Origin of the sequence: Paracoccus lutimaris (assembly GCF_003337565.1) — a bacterium.
GTDB classification, from domain to species: domain Bacteria; phylum Pseudomonadota; class Alphaproteobacteria; order Rhodobacterales; family Rhodobacteraceae; genus Paracoccus; species Paracoccus lutimaris.
Genome location: NZ_QPJL01000004.1, coordinates 15,485 through 32,445 on the forward strand (window position 1 = coordinate 15,485; position 16,961 = coordinate 32,445).

18 protein-coding genes are annotated in these 16,961 nt (G+C 67.5%); 7 read left to right on the forward strand and 11 right to left on the reverse strand.

What is annotated here, in order from left to right; genetic code table 11:
- Nucleotides 1–11 precede the first annotated feature (11 nt).
- The 6 genes from DFP89_RS05185 to DFP89_RS05210 all read right to left on the reverse strand — a co-directional run bounded on the left by DFP89_RS05185 (nt 12) and on the right by DFP89_RS05210 (nt 6,135).
- The gene (locus DFP89_RS05185; RefSeq protein WP_114348341.1) at nt 12–581 is read right to left on the reverse strand and encodes a hypothetical protein; all 570 of its coding nucleotides are present in this window, start codon (nt 579–581) and stop codon (nt 12–14) included.
- Nucleotides 578–1,432: a hydroxymethylglutaryl-CoA lyase gene (locus DFP89_RS05190; RefSeq protein ID WP_114348342.1), complete on the reverse strand. Its 855-nt coding sequence runs from the start codon at nt 1,430–1,432 to the stop codon at nt 578–580. The genes DFP89_RS05185 and DFP89_RS05190 overlap by 4 nt, the downstream gene beginning before the upstream one ends.
- Nucleotides 1,419–2,087 carry a glutathione S-transferase family protein gene (locus DFP89_RS05195; RefSeq protein WP_114348343.1) on the reverse strand — a complete coding sequence of 223 codons (669 nt, stop codon included), beginning with the start codon at nt 2,085–2,087 and terminating at the stop codon, nt 1,419–1,421. Before DFP89_RS05195 ends, DFP89_RS05190 begins: the two co-directional genes overlap by 14 nt.
- Nucleotides 2,080–4,005 (reverse strand): acetyl-CoA carboxylase biotin carboxylase subunit, encoded by a 1,926-nt coding sequence (locus DFP89_RS05200; RefSeq protein WP_114348344.1) that lies wholly within the window; start codon nt 4,003–4,005, stop codon nt 2,080–2,082. The genes DFP89_RS05195 and DFP89_RS05200 overlap by 8 nt, the downstream gene beginning before the upstream one ends.
- 103 nt (nt 4,006–4,108) lie before the next feature.
- Nucleotides 4,109–4,522, reverse strand: coding sequence for an ASCH domain-containing protein (locus tag DFP89_RS05205; protein ID WP_342770936.1), 414 nt, complete (start codon nt 4,520–4,522; stop codon nt 4,109–4,111).
- A gap of 8 nt (nt 4,523–4,530) precedes the next feature.
- Complete coding sequence (locus DFP89_RS05210) at nt 4,531–6,135, reverse strand: carboxyl transferase domain-containing protein (RefSeq protein WP_114348346.1); 1,605 nt, start codon at nt 6,133–6,135, stop codon at nt 4,531–4,533.
- Between the two features lie 203 nt (nt 6,136–6,338).
- Here DFP89_RS05210 and DFP89_RS05215 point away from each other — a divergent pair, with 203 nt between their 5' ends.
- Nucleotides 6,339–6,959: an OmpW/AlkL family protein gene (locus tag DFP89_RS05215; RefSeq protein ID WP_114348347.1), complete on the forward strand. Its 621-nt coding sequence runs from the start codon at nt 6,339–6,341 to the stop codon at nt 6,957–6,959.
- Between the two features lie 131 nt (nt 6,960–7,090).
- On the opposite strand, the gene DFP89_RS05220 is transcribed toward DFP89_RS05215, so the two are convergent.
- Both DFP89_RS05220 and DFP89_RS05225 read right to left on the reverse strand, forming a co-directional pair.
- Nucleotides 7,091–7,588, reverse strand: a complete 498-nt coding sequence (locus tag DFP89_RS05220; RefSeq protein ID WP_114348348.1) for a lysozyme inhibitor LprI family protein — start codon at nt 7,586–7,588, stop codon at nt 7,091–7,093.
- The gene (locus DFP89_RS05225; RefSeq protein ID WP_114348349.1) at nt 7,588–8,748 is read right to left on the reverse strand and encodes an isovaleryl-CoA dehydrogenase; all 1,161 of its coding nucleotides are present in this window, start codon (nt 8,746–8,748) and stop codon (nt 7,588–7,590) included. The genes DFP89_RS05220 and DFP89_RS05225 overlap by 1 nt, the downstream gene beginning before the upstream one ends.
- Before the next feature lie 201 nt (nt 8,749–8,949).
- On the opposite strand from DFP89_RS05225, the gene DFP89_RS05230 reads away from it, so the two are divergent.
- Both DFP89_RS05230 and cbiB read left to right on the forward strand, forming a co-directional pair.
- On the forward strand, nt 8,950–9,501 hold the full coding sequence (locus DFP89_RS05230; RefSeq protein ID WP_114348350.1) for a histidine phosphatase family protein: 552 nt from the start codon (nt 8,950–8,952) through the stop codon (nt 9,499–9,501).
- Nucleotides 9,498–10,433 (forward strand): adenosylcobinamide-phosphate synthase CbiB, encoded by a 936-nt coding sequence (gene cbiB, locus DFP89_RS05235; protein WP_114348351.1) that lies wholly within the window; start codon nt 9,498–9,500, stop codon nt 10,431–10,433. The genes DFP89_RS05230 and cbiB overlap by 4 nt, the downstream gene beginning before the upstream one ends.
- Here cbiB and hemC read toward each other — a convergent pair.
- Nucleotides 10,430–11,362: a hydroxymethylbilane synthase gene (gene hemC / locus DFP89_RS05240; RefSeq protein WP_425452637.1), complete on the reverse strand. Its 933-nt coding sequence runs from the start codon at nt 11,360–11,362 to the stop codon at nt 10,430–10,432. The genes cbiB and hemC overlap by 4 nt on opposite strands.
- An 84-nt stretch (nt 11,363–11,446) precedes the next feature.
- On the opposite strand from hemC, the gene hemE reads away from it, so the two are divergent.
- On the forward strand, nt 11,447–12,475 hold the full coding sequence (hemE, locus tag DFP89_RS05245; RefSeq protein WP_114348353.1) for a uroporphyrinogen decarboxylase: 1,029 nt from the start codon (nt 11,447–11,449) through the stop codon (nt 12,473–12,475).
- A 12-nt stretch (nt 12,476–12,487) separates the two neighbouring features.
- Entirely contained in the window at nt 12,488–13,366 is an 879-nt protein-coding gene (locus DFP89_RS05250) for an EamA family transporter (RefSeq protein ID WP_114348354.1), read from the forward strand.
- Here DFP89_RS05250 and DFP89_RS05255 read toward each other — a convergent pair.
- Nucleotides 13,353–13,946, reverse strand: coding sequence for a LysE family translocator (locus tag DFP89_RS05255; RefSeq protein WP_114348355.1), 594 nt, complete (start codon nt 13,944–13,946; stop codon nt 13,353–13,355). The genes DFP89_RS05250 and DFP89_RS05255 overlap by 14 nt on opposite strands.
- A 67-nt stretch (nt 13,947–14,013) precedes the next feature.
- Between DFP89_RS05255 and DFP89_RS05260 the strand changes: the two genes are divergently transcribed.
- Entirely contained in the window at nt 14,014–14,490 is a 477-nt protein-coding gene (locus DFP89_RS05260; protein ID WP_114348356.1) for an Lrp/AsnC family transcriptional regulator, read from the forward strand.
- 86 nt (nt 14,491–14,576) lie between these two features.
- The gene (locus DFP89_RS05265) at nt 14,577–16,112 is read left to right on the forward strand and encodes an ATP-dependent DNA helicase (RefSeq protein ID WP_114348357.1); all 1,536 of its coding nucleotides are present in this window, start codon (nt 14,577–14,579) and stop codon (nt 16,110–16,112) included.
- Between the two features lie 11 nt (nt 16,113–16,123).
- On the opposite strand, the gene DFP89_RS05270 is transcribed toward DFP89_RS05265, so the two are convergent.
- Entirely contained in the window at nt 16,124–16,936 is an 813-nt protein-coding gene (locus tag DFP89_RS05270; protein ID WP_114348358.1) for an EcsC family protein, read from the reverse strand.
- Nucleotides 16,937–16,961: the final 25 nt, after the last annotated feature.

Below are 16,961 nucleotides of genomic sequence, written 5' to 3' on the forward strand. Positions count from 1 at the left end.
GTCATTCCCCATCATCGGATTTCAAAGACCCAGAACGGGCGCATCGAGCAGGTTTTTCCATCAAGCGTCTGCACGCTGAGGGGCGGGCTTTGCACCCGGTAGCTGCCGGGCAAAAGCTCTGCGCCCGGCAGGCCGATCACCGAGGCAAGGTCCAGAGGAACCGGCAGCGAGCCGCTCATCTCTCCCGCCGTAACCGCACGCTCGGTCGACGCCCCACGCCCGGCAGGTGCCATCGCCTGCCAGCCATTGCCGACGCGGCGTTCAATGCGCCATCCTGCGCCCGCCTCAGGCACCAGGATGCGATAGCTGGCATGGCGACCGGGCAGATAGGGCGAGATCTCCCACCAGACATTTTGCATGCGCGGATCGCGCGCGACATGCGACGGCACCAGCAGCTGCATGGAATAACCGTCGCAATTGCGATAGCCGACGCGGCGCAGACCGGGACGCTCGGCGCGAAACTGTGCGTCCGAGGCGCGCGGCATGGCGCCATTCGCCGCCCCGGATACCGGGGGCGGCACGGGCGTTTGCGCGGCACAGCCCGCCAGCATCAGCAGCAGCAAGACGGCCCGCGCGCTCATGCCGGACCCCGGAGCGCGCGGGCCATATCCGCCGCCTCGGCGATCACCGCCATATCAAGCCCGGTGTCATAGCCCAGCCGGGCCAGATGCGCCGCGACGCGCTCGGTCGCGACATTGCCCTTGGCCCCCGGCGCGTAGGGACAGCCGCCAAGACCGCCCACCGCCGCGTCAAAGACCCGCAAGCCCCGCGCAAGGCTCGCGTCGATATTCTCCAGCGCCCGGCCCGCCGTGTCATGGTAATGCCCGGCAAGTTTTTCCGCCGGCAGTTCGTTCAGCACGGCGCCCAGCATGGCGTCGATGGTCTCGGGCCGGCCCTGCCCGATCGTGTCGCCCAGACTGATTTCATAGCAGCCCATGTCGCGAAGCGCGGCGGCCACGCGGGCGACATTCGCGGGCGGCGTCGGCCCGTCATAGGGGCAGTCGGTGACCACGCTGACATAGCCCCGGACCGGGATGCCATCCGCCTGTGCGGCCTGCGCCACCGGGACAAAGCGTTCCAGACTTTCGGCAATCGTCGCGTTCAGATTGGCCCGGGAAAACCCTTCAGAAGCCGAGGCGAAGATCGCGATCTCATCGGCGCGGGCGGCGCGGGCGCCCTCATAGCCCTTCATGTTCGGGGTCAGGACCGCATAGCTGATGCCGGGGGCGCGGGTGATACCGGCCATGACCTCGGCTGCGTCCCCCATCTGCGGCACCCATTTCGGCGACACGAAGCTAGTGACCTCGATCCGGCGGAAACCGGCGCGGGACAGCAGATCGACCAGCGCGATCTTCTCCGCCGCCGGGATCAGGCGCTTTTCGTTCTGCAGCCCATCGCGCGGACCCATTTCAAAGATTTCAGCGCGGGGCATCGGGCACCTCATAGAAATCGCGGTCATAGATCAGCGCCTCGCCAGGTTGGGGCAGCGCGGCCTGAAAGGCGGGGCGGGCGGCAATGCGCGCGACATAGCCCGCCAGCACCGGACGGGTGTCAAAGCGCACAAAGCGCGCCGCCACCCAGACCGCCCAGCCGACCTGACAATCGACGCCCGAGAAATCGCCCAGAAGCCAGTCGCGGCCATCGCCCAGCCCGGCCTCGATCAGCGTCAGGGCGCGCGACAGCCGCGCCGCCTCAAGCTTCATCACCGTGGCCGAGCGCTGCCAGTCCTCGCGCAGCACGATATGATGCTGGCTGAGATTGGCCAGATGCTGGCCCAGCGTCTCGCCGAAATGCAGCCAGTCCAGCCAGGCGGCACGCTGGGAGGTTCCCGGCGCGCGGGTCAGATGCGGCGCGCGGGTCTCGCACAGCCATTCGGTGATCGCGCCGGATTCGTGCAAGGTGACAGCACCATCCTGCAAGGCCGGCACGCGGCCGACCGGATGGATGCCCACATAGGGCGGCTGACGCATTGAACCGTCAAAGAAATCCAGCGTCCTGACGCGGAAATCGGTGCCGATCTCGTGCAGAAGCCACAGCGCCCGCATCGAGCGCGACTGCGGCACATGCCAAAGCGTCAGCTCAGCCATCCTCCTCCTCCAGCCGGATCAGGGGCGCGCCGGCCTCGACCTGATCGCCGGCGCGGGCCAATACCTCGGCCACGCGCCCGTCACGGGCGGCGGTCAGGGTATGCTCCATCTTCATCGCCTCAAGGATGGCCAGCCGGTCACCCGCCACGACCTCTTGCCCCGATTCGACAAAGACCGCCTTCACAAGCCCGGGCATCGGCGACAGCGTCAGCCCGCCGCCGGTCTCATCCCCGCCGCGCGCCAGAGGGTCCAGCGGCACCAGCGTCAGCGAGCGGCCGCCAAAGACGCTGGTTCCTGCCGCGTGATTGACGATGCGCGAGCGGCGCGGGCTGCCATCGACCCACCAGCGTCCGCCCTCATAGCCGATCTGATGCGGGGTGCCGTCCAGCGTCACCCGCGCGGTGCCGGGGCCAAGGACCTCAAGCACCGCCTCGCCCCCCTCCCAAGAGATGGTGCGCCTGAGGGGCTGCCACAGGGTGACACCGCCCCGAATCATCGGATCGTCCAAGCCAGCCAGCCCCAGCACCGCCAAGGCCTTGGCGCGGGGATCGGGCTCGGACGCCTTGACCAAGGCATCAAGGTCGCGGGCGATCAGGCCGGTATCGACCTCGCCCTTGCCGAACCCCTCATGACGGGTCAGGGCAATCAGGAAATCGACATTGGTGACCGAGCCTGCGACCTCGGTATCGACCAGCGCCGATTCCAGCTCACGCAAGGCGATGGCGCGGGTGGCGCCATGGGTGACGATCTTGGCGATCATCGGGTCGTACCAGGGGCTGATCGTATCGCCGGGCCGCACGCCGGTCTCGACTCGGGCGTGATCGGGGAATTTCAGATGCGCCAGCGTGCCGGTGGCGGGCAGAAAGCCTGCGGGCACGTCCTCGGCGTAAAGCCGCGCCTCGAAGGCATGGCCGTTGATGGTCAGATCCTCTTGCCGGGCGGGCAAGGACTCGCCGCTGGCGACGCGAAGCTGCCATTCGACCAAATCGACGCCGGTGATCAGCTCCGTGACCGGATGTTCGACCTGAAGGCGGGTATTCATCTCCATGAACCAGAAGCCGTCGGCGCGCAGGCCATCGCGGCCATCGACGATGAATTCGATGGTGCCCGCGCCCGAGTAATTGATCGCCTCGGCGGCGCGGACGGCGGCTGCGCCCATGGCGGCGCGCATTTCGGGGGTCATGCCGGGGGCCGGGGCCTCCTCGATCACCTTCTGGTGGCGGCGCTGCAGCGAACAGTCGCGTTCGAACAGATGCACGGCGCGGCTGCCATCGCCAAAGACCTGCACCTCGATATGGCGGGGCTGCTGGATATATTTCTCGATCAGCACTGCGGGGTTGCCAAAGGCGGTCGCGGCCTCGCCCTGCGCAGATTGCAGGGCGGCGGCGAAATCGCGGTTGTGTTCGACCAGCCGCATCCCCTTGCCACCGCCGCCCGCCACGGCCTTGATCAGCACCGGATAGCCGATCTGATCGGCCTGCCGGGCAAGGTGGTCGGGGTCCTGGTTTTCGCCGTGATAGCCGGGCACGACCGGAACACCCGCCTGTTCCATCAGGGCTTTTGCCGCATCCTTGAGACCCATTTTGCGGATGGCGCTTGCCGAGGGGCCGATAAAGATCAGCCCCGCCGCCGCGACCGCATCGACGAAATCGGGGTTTTCGGACAGGAAACCATATCCCGGATGGATGGCTTGCGCGCCGGTGTCCAGCGCCGCCCGGATGATCGCATCGCCGCGCAGGTAGCTGTCGCGGGGCGCGGGGCCGCCGATATGGACAGCCTCGTCAGCCATGGCGACGTGGCGCGCGCCGCGATCGGCGTCGGAATAGACCGCGACCGTGCGCAGGCCCAGCTTGCGGGCCGTGTCGATGACGCGGCAGGCGATTTCGCCGCGATTGGCGATCAGGATTTTCTGAAACATGGCGGTCCCTTTCGCTGGCGGCAGCCGGGGGCTTCGCGCCCCCGGACCCCCGCGGGATATTTGGACATGGAAGAGTTCATGCAGGCCTGCCGGGACAGCGCGGTCATGTCAGCACCTCGACAAGCCGGAAGCGTTCGCAGACCAGTTCCATCTGCGGATCATAGCCGCCATTGCGGATGAAAAAGGCGATATGACCCCGTTTCCATTCCTCGAAATCGCCTTCGCGCTCGGCAAGGGCGAAATCCTCGGGCACGTCGCAGAAACGCCGGATGGTGACCTCGACCGTTTCGATGACAAGCGCAGGCTTGCCGTCCCAATCCAGCGCCACATCGCGCCGCCCGACCGCTGGCATCGGCTCGCCCGCCTCGAAATCACGCAGGGCACCACAGGTTGCGGTCTTGGCACCCGAACGCACCAAGGCCAGCGGCCGGTCACACAACTCGCGTGAATCGCCGAATTTGAAACCGACCTGCTCCATCTTCCATGGCGAAATATCCCCGCCGGAGGCACCTGTCATCGCCAACCTCACATCCGGAAGACGCCAAAGCGCGTCGGTTCAATCGGTGCATTCAGGCTGGCGCGCAGACTGAGCGCCAGCACGTCGCGGGTCTTGCGCGGATCGATGATGCCGTCATCCCAAAGCCGGGCCGAGGCGTAAAGCGGGTGGCTTTGGCGTTCGAACATCTCGATGGTGGGGCGCTTGAACTCGGCCTCTTCATCGGGCGACCATGTGCCGCCCGCACGCTCGATCCCGTCACGGCGGACGGTGGCCAGAACCCCTGCGGCCTGTTCGCCGCCCATGACCGAGATGCGGGAATTGGGCCATGTCCACAGGAAGCGCGGGCCATAGGCGCGGCCCGACATGCCGTAATTGCCGGCCCCGAAGCTGCCGCCGACCAGCATGGTGATCTTGGGCACATTGGTCGTTGCCACCGCCGTCACCATCTTGGCGCCGTGGCGCGCGATGCCTTCGTTTTCGTATTTGCGCCCGACCATGAAGCCGGTGACGTTTTGCAGGAAAACCAGCGGGATATTGCGCTGCGAGCAAAGCTCGATGAAATGCGCGCCCTTTTGCGCCGCCTCGGAAAAGATCACGCCGTTATTGGCGATGATGCCGACGGGACAGCCCTCGACATGAGCAAAGCCGGTGACCAGCGTTTCGCCGAAACGGGCCTTGAACTCGTCAAAGCGCGAGCCATCGACGGTGCGGGCGATGACCTCGCGGATGTCATAGGGCGTGCGCAGATCTGCAGGAACGACACCGAGGATTTCCTCGGGGTCATAGGCGGGGGCCTCGGGCGATTGCCAGACCACGGTTTGCGGCGGGCGGCGGTTCAGACCGGCGATGGCGCGGCGGGCAAGGGCCAGGGCGTGGGCGTCGTCCTCGGCCAGATAATCGGCCACGCCGGACAGGCGCGTGTGGACATCGCCGCCGCCCAGATCCTCGGCGCTGACCACCTCGCCGGTCGCGGCCTTCACAAGCGGCGGGCCGGCCAGAAAGATCGTGCCCTGATTGCGCACGATGATGGTCACATCCGACATGGCCGGCACATAGGCGCCGCCCGCCGTGCAGGAGCCCATGACCACGGCGATCTGCGGGATGCCGCGCGCCGACATCTGCGCCTGATTGTAGAAGATGCGGCCGAAATGGTCGCGGTCGGGAAAGACCTCGTCCTGATTGGGCAGGTTCGCGCCGCCGCTATCGACCAGATAGATGCAGGGCAGGTCGCATTCCTGGGCGATTTCCTGCGCGCGCAGGTGCTTTTTCACCGTCATCGGGTAATAGGTGCCGCCCTTGACCGTCGCGTCATTGGCGACGACCATTACGTCAAGCCCATGGACCCGGCCGATCCCGGCAATCACCCCCGCTCCGGGGGCGGCGTCGTCATACATGCCATAGGCCGCGGTCGCACCGATCTCCAGAAACGGGCTGCCCGGATCCAGAAGGTTCGCGACCCGCTCACGCGGGGGCATCTTGCCGCGCGAGGTGTGCCGCTCGATCGCCTTGGCGCCGCCACCGGCGGCCGCAGCCAATGCCGCATCGCGCGCCGTGGCCAGCATCTGAAGATGCGCCTCGCGATTGGCGCGGAACGTGTCGGAGGACGGCAGCGCCGCAGATGTCAGTTTCATGTCCAGTCCTTTCGTCCAGCCGATTTCGCTCTTGCACGCCCCGCCGCAAAGCCTGCGCGGGACGCGCAAGGCCGTCCCATGCGCGCATCCCTGCGCCAAGTTGCCGCAGCCCCTGACCAGAGCCGCCATGGTTGACCCAGATCAAAGTGGAAAATCCCGAAAAGGCGTCTGGTCCCGCCGTAAATCAAGACAAGGGGAATGCCATGAAACGCCATATTCTGATCGCGACGGCGCTGATCTCGGGGCTGGCCTGCACCACGCCGGTCCTTGCCCAATCGCAGGGTGAATGGACGCTGGGCTTCGGGCTGGCCAATGTGAACCCGAAGTCGGACAATGGCGATCTGGCCGGCGGTGCCGTGCCGACCGATATCGACGACAGCACCCGGCCCACGATCACGTTCGAATATTTCATCCGCGACAATCTGGGCATCGAGGTTCTGGCCGCCCTGCCCTTCAGCCATTCGATCGAATCGAACGGGGTCGAGATCGGCAAGGTCAAGCAATTGCCGCCGGTCGTCTCGCTGCAATATCACTTTGACGCCACGCCGCAATTCAAGCCCTTCGTCGGCCTGGGTGTGAACTTTACCGGCTTTTATGACGCCGATGCGCGCGGCCCGCTGGCCGGCAGCGACCTGCGGGTCAAGAACAGCTGGGGTCTGGCCGCGCATGTCGGCGGCGACTACTGGATTTCCGAGAAAGCCGCGATCCGCGCCGATCTGCGCTGGATCGACATCGATGCCGATGTCGAGCTGAACGGCGAAAACATCGGTGAGGTCGAGATCGACCCGGTCGTCGTCGGCGTCAGCTATGTGATGAAGTTCTAAGGCGCACCTTCCCGGAGCTTGCTGCTTTGGACGCGATCTTTCCGGCCTGCCAGCACAGCCGGAACCGGGGCGCCCCGATGGGCGCCCTTTCTTATTGGCGAAAGCGCCGCCTGCGATGGCGGGGGCCGGGTTCATCCCTCATTCCCCTTGCCCAGGATACCCAGACGCTGCGCCTGTGCGGCGGTGAGCTCGCGCAGGCAGCCCTCATAGGCGATCCCGGCCATGGTGCCGCCGGCATAGGGCGTCACGGCATAGGCGCAGCTGGCATCGCGGAATTCGATCCAGGCGCGCTGCATCTGCTGCAAGACCGGCGCCGAGGGCGCATAGGGGCTGTCGGGTTCCAGTTCCCGGTCAAAAGCCTCGGCCTGGACCAGCAGCGCCGCATAGCGGTCGTTCAACAGCTTGTCCCAGGCCGTGGTCTCGGCAACCAGGCAGGCGGTCATGCCCAGCGTGGTCATGCCCTCGGGGCTGGCCAGACAGGCATCGGTCAGTTTCTGGGCGCATGAGGCACGCGCGGTATCCTCGCCCGGCGCGGCCATGCAGGTGGCAAGGCCCGCGGCATCGCCCGGCACCCCCTCTTGCGCCAGCGCCGGTGCCGCCAGCAGAAGCAAAGCGGCCAGCGCCCGCATCAGGCCAGGTCCATCAACTGGCGGCCGATCAGCATGCGGCGGATCTCGCTGGTGCCGGCGCCGATCTCCATCAGCTTGGCGTCGCGGAACAGCCGCGAAACCACCGAGTCGTTCAGGAAACCCGCGCCACCCAGCGCCTGCACGGCCTGATGCGCCTGCACCATCGCCTGTTCGCTGGCGTAAAGCACCGCGCCCGCCGCATCCTGCCGCGTGACCTTGCCCGCGTCGCAGGCTTTGGCGACCTCATAGACATAGGCTCGGGCGGTGTTCAGCGCGACATACATGTCGGCAATCTTGCCCTGCATCAGCTGGAAGGACCCGATGGCCTGACCGAACTGCTTGCGGTCGCGGACATAGGGCATCACCTCGTCCAGACAGGCGGCCATGATGCCGGTGCCGATGCCCGATAGCACCAGCCGTTCGTAATCCAGCCCCGACATCAGCACGCGCACGCCCTTGCCCTCGGCGCCCAGCACGTTCTCGAACGGGATCTCGCAGTTTTCAAAGATCAGTTCGCCGGTATTCGAGCCCCGCATCCCCAGCTTGTCGAAATGCGGGCTGGTCGAGAACCCCTTGGTCCCGCGCTCGACGATAAAGGCGGTGATGCCCTTGCTGCCGGCCTCGGGGTCGGTCTTGGCATAGACGACCAGCGTATCGGCGTCGGGGGCATTGGTGATCCAGTATTTGTTGCCGTTCAGGATATAGCGGTCGTTCCGCTTCTCGGCCCGCAGCTTCATGCTGACCACGTCGCTGCCCGCGCCCTCCTCAGACATGGCCAGCGCGCCGACCGCGGTCCCGGCACAGAGACCCGGCAGGTATTTCGCCTTCTGCTCGGCGGTGCCGTTCAGCTTGATCTGGTTCACGCACAGGTTCGAATGCGCGCCATAGGACAGGCTGATCGAGGCACTGGCCCGGGCGATTTCCTCGACCGCGATGGTATGCGCGAGATAGCCCATGCCCGAGCCGCCGAACTCTTCGGAGACGGTGATCCCCAAAAGGCCCATCTCGCCCAGTTCGGTCCACAGCTCGTTCGGAAAGGCATTGTCGCGGTCGGTCTGCGCGGCCAGCGGCTTGACGCGTTCCTGTGCCCAGCGATGCACCATGTCGCGCAGCGCATTCACGTCCTCGCCCAGATCGAACTCCATCCCTGCGGTAAACATCGCCACGCTCCTCCGATTTATTGAACATTTGTTCATTTAACGCGCTTATGCCCGAATCCCGGGGCCAGCGTCAAGCCCCGGGGCAAGGCCATCCGCCTCTTTCCCGCATCCTGACCTGCACCGCCCGAGTCGGGCAAGCCGCGCCTTCGTTGACAAGGCGCAAGGCGCGGGCCATCCATGCCCCAGCCCGCAGGACCGCCAATGACCCCTACCACCCCGACTGACCGCCTGCTGATCCTGCGCCACGCACCGCTGGCGCGACCGGGCCTTGCCGGGCGGCACGACGTGGATGCCGATTGCAGCGACCGCGCGGCGCTGGACTGGGCGGCGCGGGCCTTGCGGGGGGCCGGGGCGATCTGGGCCAGCCCGGCCCGGCGCTGCCGCCAGACCTGCGCGGCGCTGGGGATTTCCCCCGAATATCACCCCGCCCTGTGGGAACAGGATTTCGGCCAGTGGGAGGAACCGGGCGCCGTGATCCCCGACCTTGGCCCCCTGCCCGCCGCCGAGTTGGCCGCGCATCGCCCCCCCGGCGGCGAAAGCTTTCTGGACATGGCCGCGCGGGTGCAGCCGCTGCTGGCCGAGGCGCAGGGCACGACCGCGATCATCGCCCATGCCGGCACCGCGCGGGCAGCGCTCGCCATGGTGATCGGCCCCGCAGCGCTGTCCTTTTCCATCGCACCGCTGTCCCTGACCGTCCTGACCCGCACCCCCGGCGGCTGGTCGGTCGAGGCCGTCAACCGGGTCGCGCCATGATCCTGTCGCAAGGCACGCTGACCGTGGCACTGGTGGCGCTGGCGCTGGATGCGCTGATCGGCTGGCCCGACGGGCTTTATCGCCGCATCTCGCATCCGGTGGTCTGGCTGGGGCGGTTGATAGCGGCGCTGGACCGGCGCTGGAACCAGGGCGGGCACCGGGTCCTGCGCGGGGCGCTGGCGGCGCTGGTCACCATCGCGGCGGCGGGGGTCCCGGCGATCCTGCTGACGCAGGCGCTGATGCCGCTGCCCCTTGGCCCGGTCCTGCTCGGCGTGCTGGCTTGGCCTCTGGTCGCCACCCGCTCGCTTTACGATCACGTTGCCGCCGTCGCCCGCCCCCTGGCCGCAGGCGACATGCCCGGCGCGAAAGCCGCTGTCGCCATGATCGTCGGCCGCGATCTGGAAGACCGCCCCGAACCCATCGCCCGCGCCGCACTGGAAAGCCTCGCTGAGAATGCCTCGGACGGGGTGGTGGCGCCGGTCCTCTGGGCGGCCATTGCCGGGCTGCCCGGCATCGCCGCCTATAAGGCCATCAACACGCTGGATTCGATGATCGGCCATATGAGCCCGCGCCACGCGCTGTTCGGGCGCTTTGCGGCGCGGCTGGACGATCTGGTGAACCTGCCCGCCTCGCGCCTGACCGGGCTTTTGTTCATCGCCGCCGGCTGGTCACGCGCCGCATGGGCGGTGATGCGCCGCGATGCCCGCCGCCACCGTTCGCCCAATGCCGGCTGGCCCGAGGCCGCGATGGCCGGCGCGCTGGGGGTGCGGCTCTCGGGGCCGCGCAGCTATGCGGGCGTGGAAACGCCCGAACCCTGGCTGAACGAGGGCGCCCGCGATCCGGGCGCGAGCGATCTTATGCGCGGGCTTGCGCTCTATCGCCGGGCGATGGTGCTGCTGGGACTTGGCCTTGCCGTGTTGCTGGCGTTTTAGCCCCAGTCAAAGAAATCCGCCGGCGCCCGCCCGCGCAGCTCATTGGCCAGATCGGTGCCCATCGCCGCCCCGTCCGAGGCCGGCCCGCTGCGTTCGCCCGCGATCACCTCGCTGCCATCGGGGCGCAGGATCTCGCCCCGCAGATGCAGCCGGTCGCCGTCAAGCTCGGCCAGCCCGGCGATGGGGGTCTGGCAGGATCCGTCCAGCCGCTTGAGAAAGGCGCGCTCGGCCGCCATGCGCAGCGCGCTGTCGCGATTGGCAATCGCGGCCAGCATCGCACCGATGCGCGCATCATCGGCGCGCCGCTCGACCCCGATGCAGCCCTGAGCGACGGCGGGCAGCATCTCATCGGCTTCGACCGCGCCCCGCGCCACATGTTGCATGCCCAGACGCGAGAGCCCCGCCATGGCCAGAAAAGTCGCGACCGCAACGCCATCTTCCAGCTTTTTCAGGCGCGTCTGGACGTTTCCGCGAAACTCGACCAATTGCAGATCGGGCCGGCGCTGCGCCAGTTGCGCCCGCCTGCGCAGGCTGGACGAGCCGACGACCGCGCCTTGCGGCAATCCCGAGATGCTGCCGAAATGCGGGCTGACAAAAGCGTCGCGCACATCCTCGCGCGGCAGATAGCAGTCGATGACCAGCCCCTCGGGCTGGATCGTCGGCATGTCCTTCATCGAATGCACGGCGATGTCGATCTCGCCCGCCGTCAGCGCATCCTCGATCTCGCGGGTGAACAGGCCCTTGCCGCCGATCTCTTTCAGCGGGCGGTCCAGCACGCGGTCACCGGTGGTCTTGATGACCACGATCTCGAATGCATTTTCGGGCAGGCCATGGGCGGCCATCAGCCGCGCGCGGGTCTCATGCGCCTGCGCAAGCGCCAAGGCCGAGCCGCGCGTGCCGATGCGAAGGGGGGTCTGGGGGTCAGGCATCTGGGTCATGCGATGGACTTAGCGCCCGCCCTTGGCCTTGACAACGGGAACCTGCGCGCCATGAAGGGCGCCAAGAGGTGAGACATGTCACAAAAACCGATCCTTCGCGCCCTTTCGGGCGAGCGCCTGCCCGTTCCACCCGTGTGGATGATGCGTCAGGCGGGGCGTTACCTGCCCGAATACCGCGCGACCCGCGCTCAGGCCGGCGACTTTTTGTCGCTGTGCTACACGCCCGATCTGGCGGCCGAGGTGACGCTGCAACCGATCCGCCGCTATGCATTCGACGCGGCGATTCTCTTTGCCGACATCCTGCTGGTGCCGCAGGCGCTCGGTGCCGACCTGTGGTTCGTGACCGGCGAGGGGCCGCGGCTGTCCACGATCAGCGATGCTGCGGGCGTGGCCGCGCTGAAGCCCGTGGACGCGATCCACGAGGTCCTGAACCCGGTCTATGAAACCGTCCGCATCCTCGCCCGCGAATTGCCGCCCGAGGTGACGCTGATCGGTTTCGCCGGCGCCCCTTGGACGGTCGCGACCTATATGATCGCCGGGCGCGGCACCCCCGATCAAGGCCCCGCCCATGCGATGAAGGCAGCCGACCGCGCCGCCTTCTCCGCCCTGATCGAACGCATCACCGACGCAACCATCGAATACCTGTCCGCCCAGATTCAGGCCGGGGCCGAGGTGGTCAAACTTTTCGACAGCTGGGCCGGCTCGCTGAAAGGTCAGGATTTCGACGATTTCGCGCTGGCCCCCGCCAAGCGCATCATTGCCGCGATCAAGGGCCGCCATCCCGGCATCCCCGTCATCGCCTTCCCGCGCGAGGCCGGCCCCCGCTATGCCGGTTTCGCCCGCGCCACCGGCGCCGATTGCGTGGCGCTGGACAATTCTGTCAGCGCCGAATGGGCGGCGGCCGAGGTGCAAAAGGACGGCTGCGTGCAGGGCAATCTGGACCCCTCGTTGCTGGTCACCGGCGGCGCGGCGCTTGAGGCCGAGACCCGCCGCATCGTTCAGGCCTTTTCGAACGGCCCGCATATCTTCAACCTCGGCCATGGCATCACCCCCGAGGCCGACCCCGAGAACGTGACCCGGATGCTCGCGGCCATTCGCGGCTGAGGGGCGCAGTCGATGGGCTGGATCCTTGCCACGCTGATCGCGGCAGCGGCCCAGACCGGCCGCAATGCCGCGCAACGCCGCTTGACGGCGGAACTGGGCACGATGGGCGCGACCGCCGTGCGGTTCCTGTTTGGCCTGCCCTTTGCCGCGCTTGCCCTTGTCGGCCTGGCCATGCTGACCCGCCTGCCCACACCCGACGCCAGCGTGCTGGGCTGGGCGGCACTGGGGGCCGTCTCGCAGATCGCGGCGACGGCGCTGATGCTGCTCACGATGAAAAGCCGGGGTTTCGGCGTCACCACCGCGCTGATCAAGACCGAGCCGGTGACGCTGGCGCTGATCGGCGCGGTGCTCCTGGCCGAACCCCTTGGCCCCGCCCGCATGGGCGCCATCGCCACAGCCACGCTGGGCGTGTTGCTGATGTCGGGCACCGACTGGCGCCGGGGCGGCTGGGCCGCTGCCGCGCTTGGCATCGCGGCGGGCGCGCTTTTCGGCCTTTCGGCCATCGGCTTTCGCGGCGCCATCCTAGCCCTGCCCCATGGCGACAGCGTCACCCGCGCCGCCACGGTCCTGACCCTCAGCCTTGCCCTGCAAAGCGCGATCATGCTGGTCTGGCTTTCGGTCGCGGATCGCGCCGCGCTGGCCGGAATCGTCCGCCACTGGCGCGGCTCGCTGGGCGCGGGCGCGCTGGGGGCGCTTGCCTCGCTCTTCTGGTTCATCGGTTTTGCGCTGACGGCCGCCGCCAATGTCCGCACCTTGGCGCTGGTCGAGGTGGTGATGGCGCAGCTCGTCTCAGGCCGGGTCTTTCGCGAAGGCGCAAGCCCCCGCCAGCTAGCCGGCATGGGCCTGATCGTCCTTGGCGTCGCGAGCCTGATCGCGCTCAGTGCCCGGTAAGCACCGGCGCCATCGAGACGACCAGCAGAACCGCCATCACCCGGTTGAACAGCCGCAGCCGCCCCGGCTCTTGCAAGACGCCCCGCAGCCCCCGCCCCATCGCCGCCCAGATCGCGACTGAAGGCAGGTTCACCAGCGTAAAGATCAGCGCCACCATCAGCGCGCCGCCCGCCCCGGCGGAATAGGCCGACAGCGCGCCCAGCCCCATCATCCAGGCCTTGGGATTGATCCACTGAAACGCGCAGGCGGCCAGAAAGCCCATCGGCCGCGCCCCGGCATAGCCCGTCCCGATCGGGGCCGAGGCATGGGCGATCTTCCAGGCCAGCCACAGCATATAACCCATGCTGATCCATTTCATCGCCTCGGCCAACCGCGGCGAGCCGGCGATCAGCCGGTCCACCCCCAGCCCCAGCAGCGCCACCATGGCCCCGAATCCCAGCGCCACACCCAGCATATGCGGCAGCGTCCGGCGCAGGCCGAAATTCGCCCCCGAGGCCATCAGCATGACATTGTTCGGCCCCGGCGTGACCGAGGTGACAAAGGCAAAGGCTGTCAGCGCCATCAGAATTTGCTGCGACATTGCGTGTTTCCCATCAGATGCCGCAATGCTATTGCTGAATGAACGCAATTTCAGACCATTTTTTCGAATGACAGCGCCAACACAACAACCAGATCTTGATATCGACCCCATATCCGCGCGGATCTTGCGCATCCTTGCGAGGAATGGCCGCATCCCGAATCAACAGCTCGCCGCCGAGGTGGGCCTCTCGCCCTCGGCCTGCCTGCGCCGGGTGCAGGAACTTGAGCGGCGCGGCGCCATCCAGGGCTACCGCGCCTCCATCGCGCCTGCCGCCCGTGCGGCGGGCTTCACCGCCTATGTGACCATCGGCCTGTCGCGCCACACCAACGAGGCCCAGCGCGCCTTCGAGCACGCCTGCCTTGCCGCGCCGCAGGTCCGCGAATGCCACAACATCACCGGCTCGGTCGAATACCTGCTGCGGGTCGAGGTCCGCGACCTCGAAGCCTATCGCCGCTTCCATATCGAGGTTCTGGGCGCATTCCCGCAGATCGCCACCATCACCACCCATGTGGTCATGGGCTCACCCAAGGACGACCGCGCCTGATTTCTTCTTCATCCAAATATCCATGCCGCCCGCGCGCCAAGGCGATGGGGCTTCCCCCCTCGCGCCCGCCGGGCTAACAGGGTCGCATGACCCTTCCCACCCTTTCCCCCGATCAGGCCGAAGCCTGGGACGCGCTGGCCGCCCTGCTGGAAGATGCCGGCATCGACCTGATCTCCGAGGAAATCGCCCCGCCCCAACCCGGCAAGGGCCGCGTCATGGCGGTGATCGGCAAGGCCGGCTCGGGCAAGACGCTGCTGCTGGCGGAGCTGACCAAGGCGCTGCGCGCAGCAGGCATCGACATCGTCTCGGGCGATTATGAAAGCAAGCGGCGCAAGGACCGCCGCACGGTCGCAATCCTTGCCCCCACCAACAAGGCGGCGTTCGTGCTGCGCATGCGCGGCGTCCCGGCGACGACGATCCACCGCATCCTTTATACCCCGGTCTATGATCCCGAATACGAGCGCATCGCCGACTGGCTGACCGGGCTGGGTGACCGCCCGGCGGTCGATGGGCTGATGGAGGGGCTGACCGAGGCCGCGCTGGACCGCGCGAAGGCTTTTTACGACCAGCATGCCTCGATCCCCGGCGCGCTGGCGGCGGCGGGTCTGCGCGGCTCGGATTTCATCCGCGGCTGGAAACGGCGCGAGGACGGCCTCGATATCGGCCTGATCGACGAGGCCTCGATGCTGGACGAACGCCAGTTCGAGGATCTGCGCGAAATCTTCCCGGTCCTGATCCTGTTTGGCGACCCCGCGCAGCTTGCCCCGGTGGGCCAGTCGGGCGAGATGGTCTTTGACCGGCTGGCCGCGCCGCAACGGCTGGTCCTGAACCGCATCCACCGCCAGCAGGATGACAGCCCGATCCTTGACCTTGCGCATGCGCTGTCGGACCCGGCGCTGGAATTCGACACGTTCGAGCGCATGATCCGCGAGGCGGCAAGCCGCGACCCGCGCGTGATCTGGGCCGAGCGAGTCGAGTCGGACCTGATGGCCGAAAGCCCGGTTCTGGTCTGGCGCAACGTGACCCGCATCAAGCTGATCCAGGCCTTCCGCTCGGCCTATGGCGCGCCGGGCGATGCGCTGATGCCGGGCGAGCCGCTGATCTGCGACGGGCTGGAACTGCCCCTGAAACACCGCAAGAAACGCATCGACCTTGAGGCGCGCGGCCTGATCAAGGGCGCGCAGGTGATCTATCTGGGGCCGGGGCGCAAGCCGGGCTTTTCGCGCCTGCATGTCGTCGGCGCCGAGGAACCGCGTTTTTCCGCCGCCTCGATCATCAAGATCGAGATGCCCGATGTCGAGGAACCCTTCATCCCCTACGCCGCGCGCATGGGGGCGACCTTCCTGCATGGCGCGGCGGTGACGATCCACAAGGCGCAGGGCAGCCAATGGCCTGACGTGCAGGTCTTTGGCCCCGATATTTCCGCCGCCGCATGGTCGGGCCGCTCCGAGGCCGGGATCGCGCTGTGGAAACGGCTGGCCTATGTCGCCATCACCCGCGCGCAGGAACGCCTGCATTGGGTGGTGAAATCGCGCCTTGCGCGGCCCTCGGCCCCCTTGGGGATCGACCATCTGGACGCGCCCGCCGCCACGCTGCAACTGGCCGCCGAAACCGAGGTCTGAGGTTCGGGGACCTAGCCCCGGTCCAGCGACTTGCGGCCGGGGCGCAGCTGGTTCATGCGCAGCTCCAGCGCCTCGATCAGCGCCTCGCGCGGGATGCCGGTTTCCTGCGACAGCCGCAGCAGGCCGAAATGCACCCGGGCGATTTCCTGATAATAGCGGGTGAAATGATAGTTGATCGTCGCCCCCGCCACCGCGCCCAGAACCGGCACGGTCTGCGCCGCCAGCTTCTGCGCCATCGAGGCAGAGAGCCTGGGCGCCACCCGCGCGATCAGCGCCTGCACCGTATGGCCGGTGACGGTCATGCGCGCGGTCAAAAGCCCCAGATCCGCGCCCTCATCCTCGGACAGGGGGCCGGCCGAGGCAAAGACATGCAGCGCCTCGCGCCGGGCCTGATCGGCATCGGGGTCAAAGCCATGTTCGGCGGCGATATCCATGATCGCCCGCAACAGCAGCGTGATGGTGACCGGCAGTTCCAGCATGGCGCCGCCGATCCCGGCAAGCCCGCCCACCGCGCCCGAGGTGGTCGACAAAAGCCGGTTGAACATGTCGCCCCGGTCGCGCAGCACGCCCCGCGACCTTGAGGCCGCATCAAAGGCGCGGTTCAGCGCCGCCAGCGTCAGCTTGTCCATACGCCCGCGCACCGGCGCGGGCAGCTTTTCCAGCAGCCCCTCGGCCTTGCCGCCGACGGTATTGAGCAGCTCCATGGCGATGCCGCCCGCCGCCAGATAGCGGCGCGCCAGCCGGTCGATCTCGGCATGGACGGTGGGGTCGGTGATCGGGGGCAGGATCGACTGCCGCGGGGAGATCTGGCTTTGCTCGGTCATCGTAAGAATAGCATGGGGTCGCGGA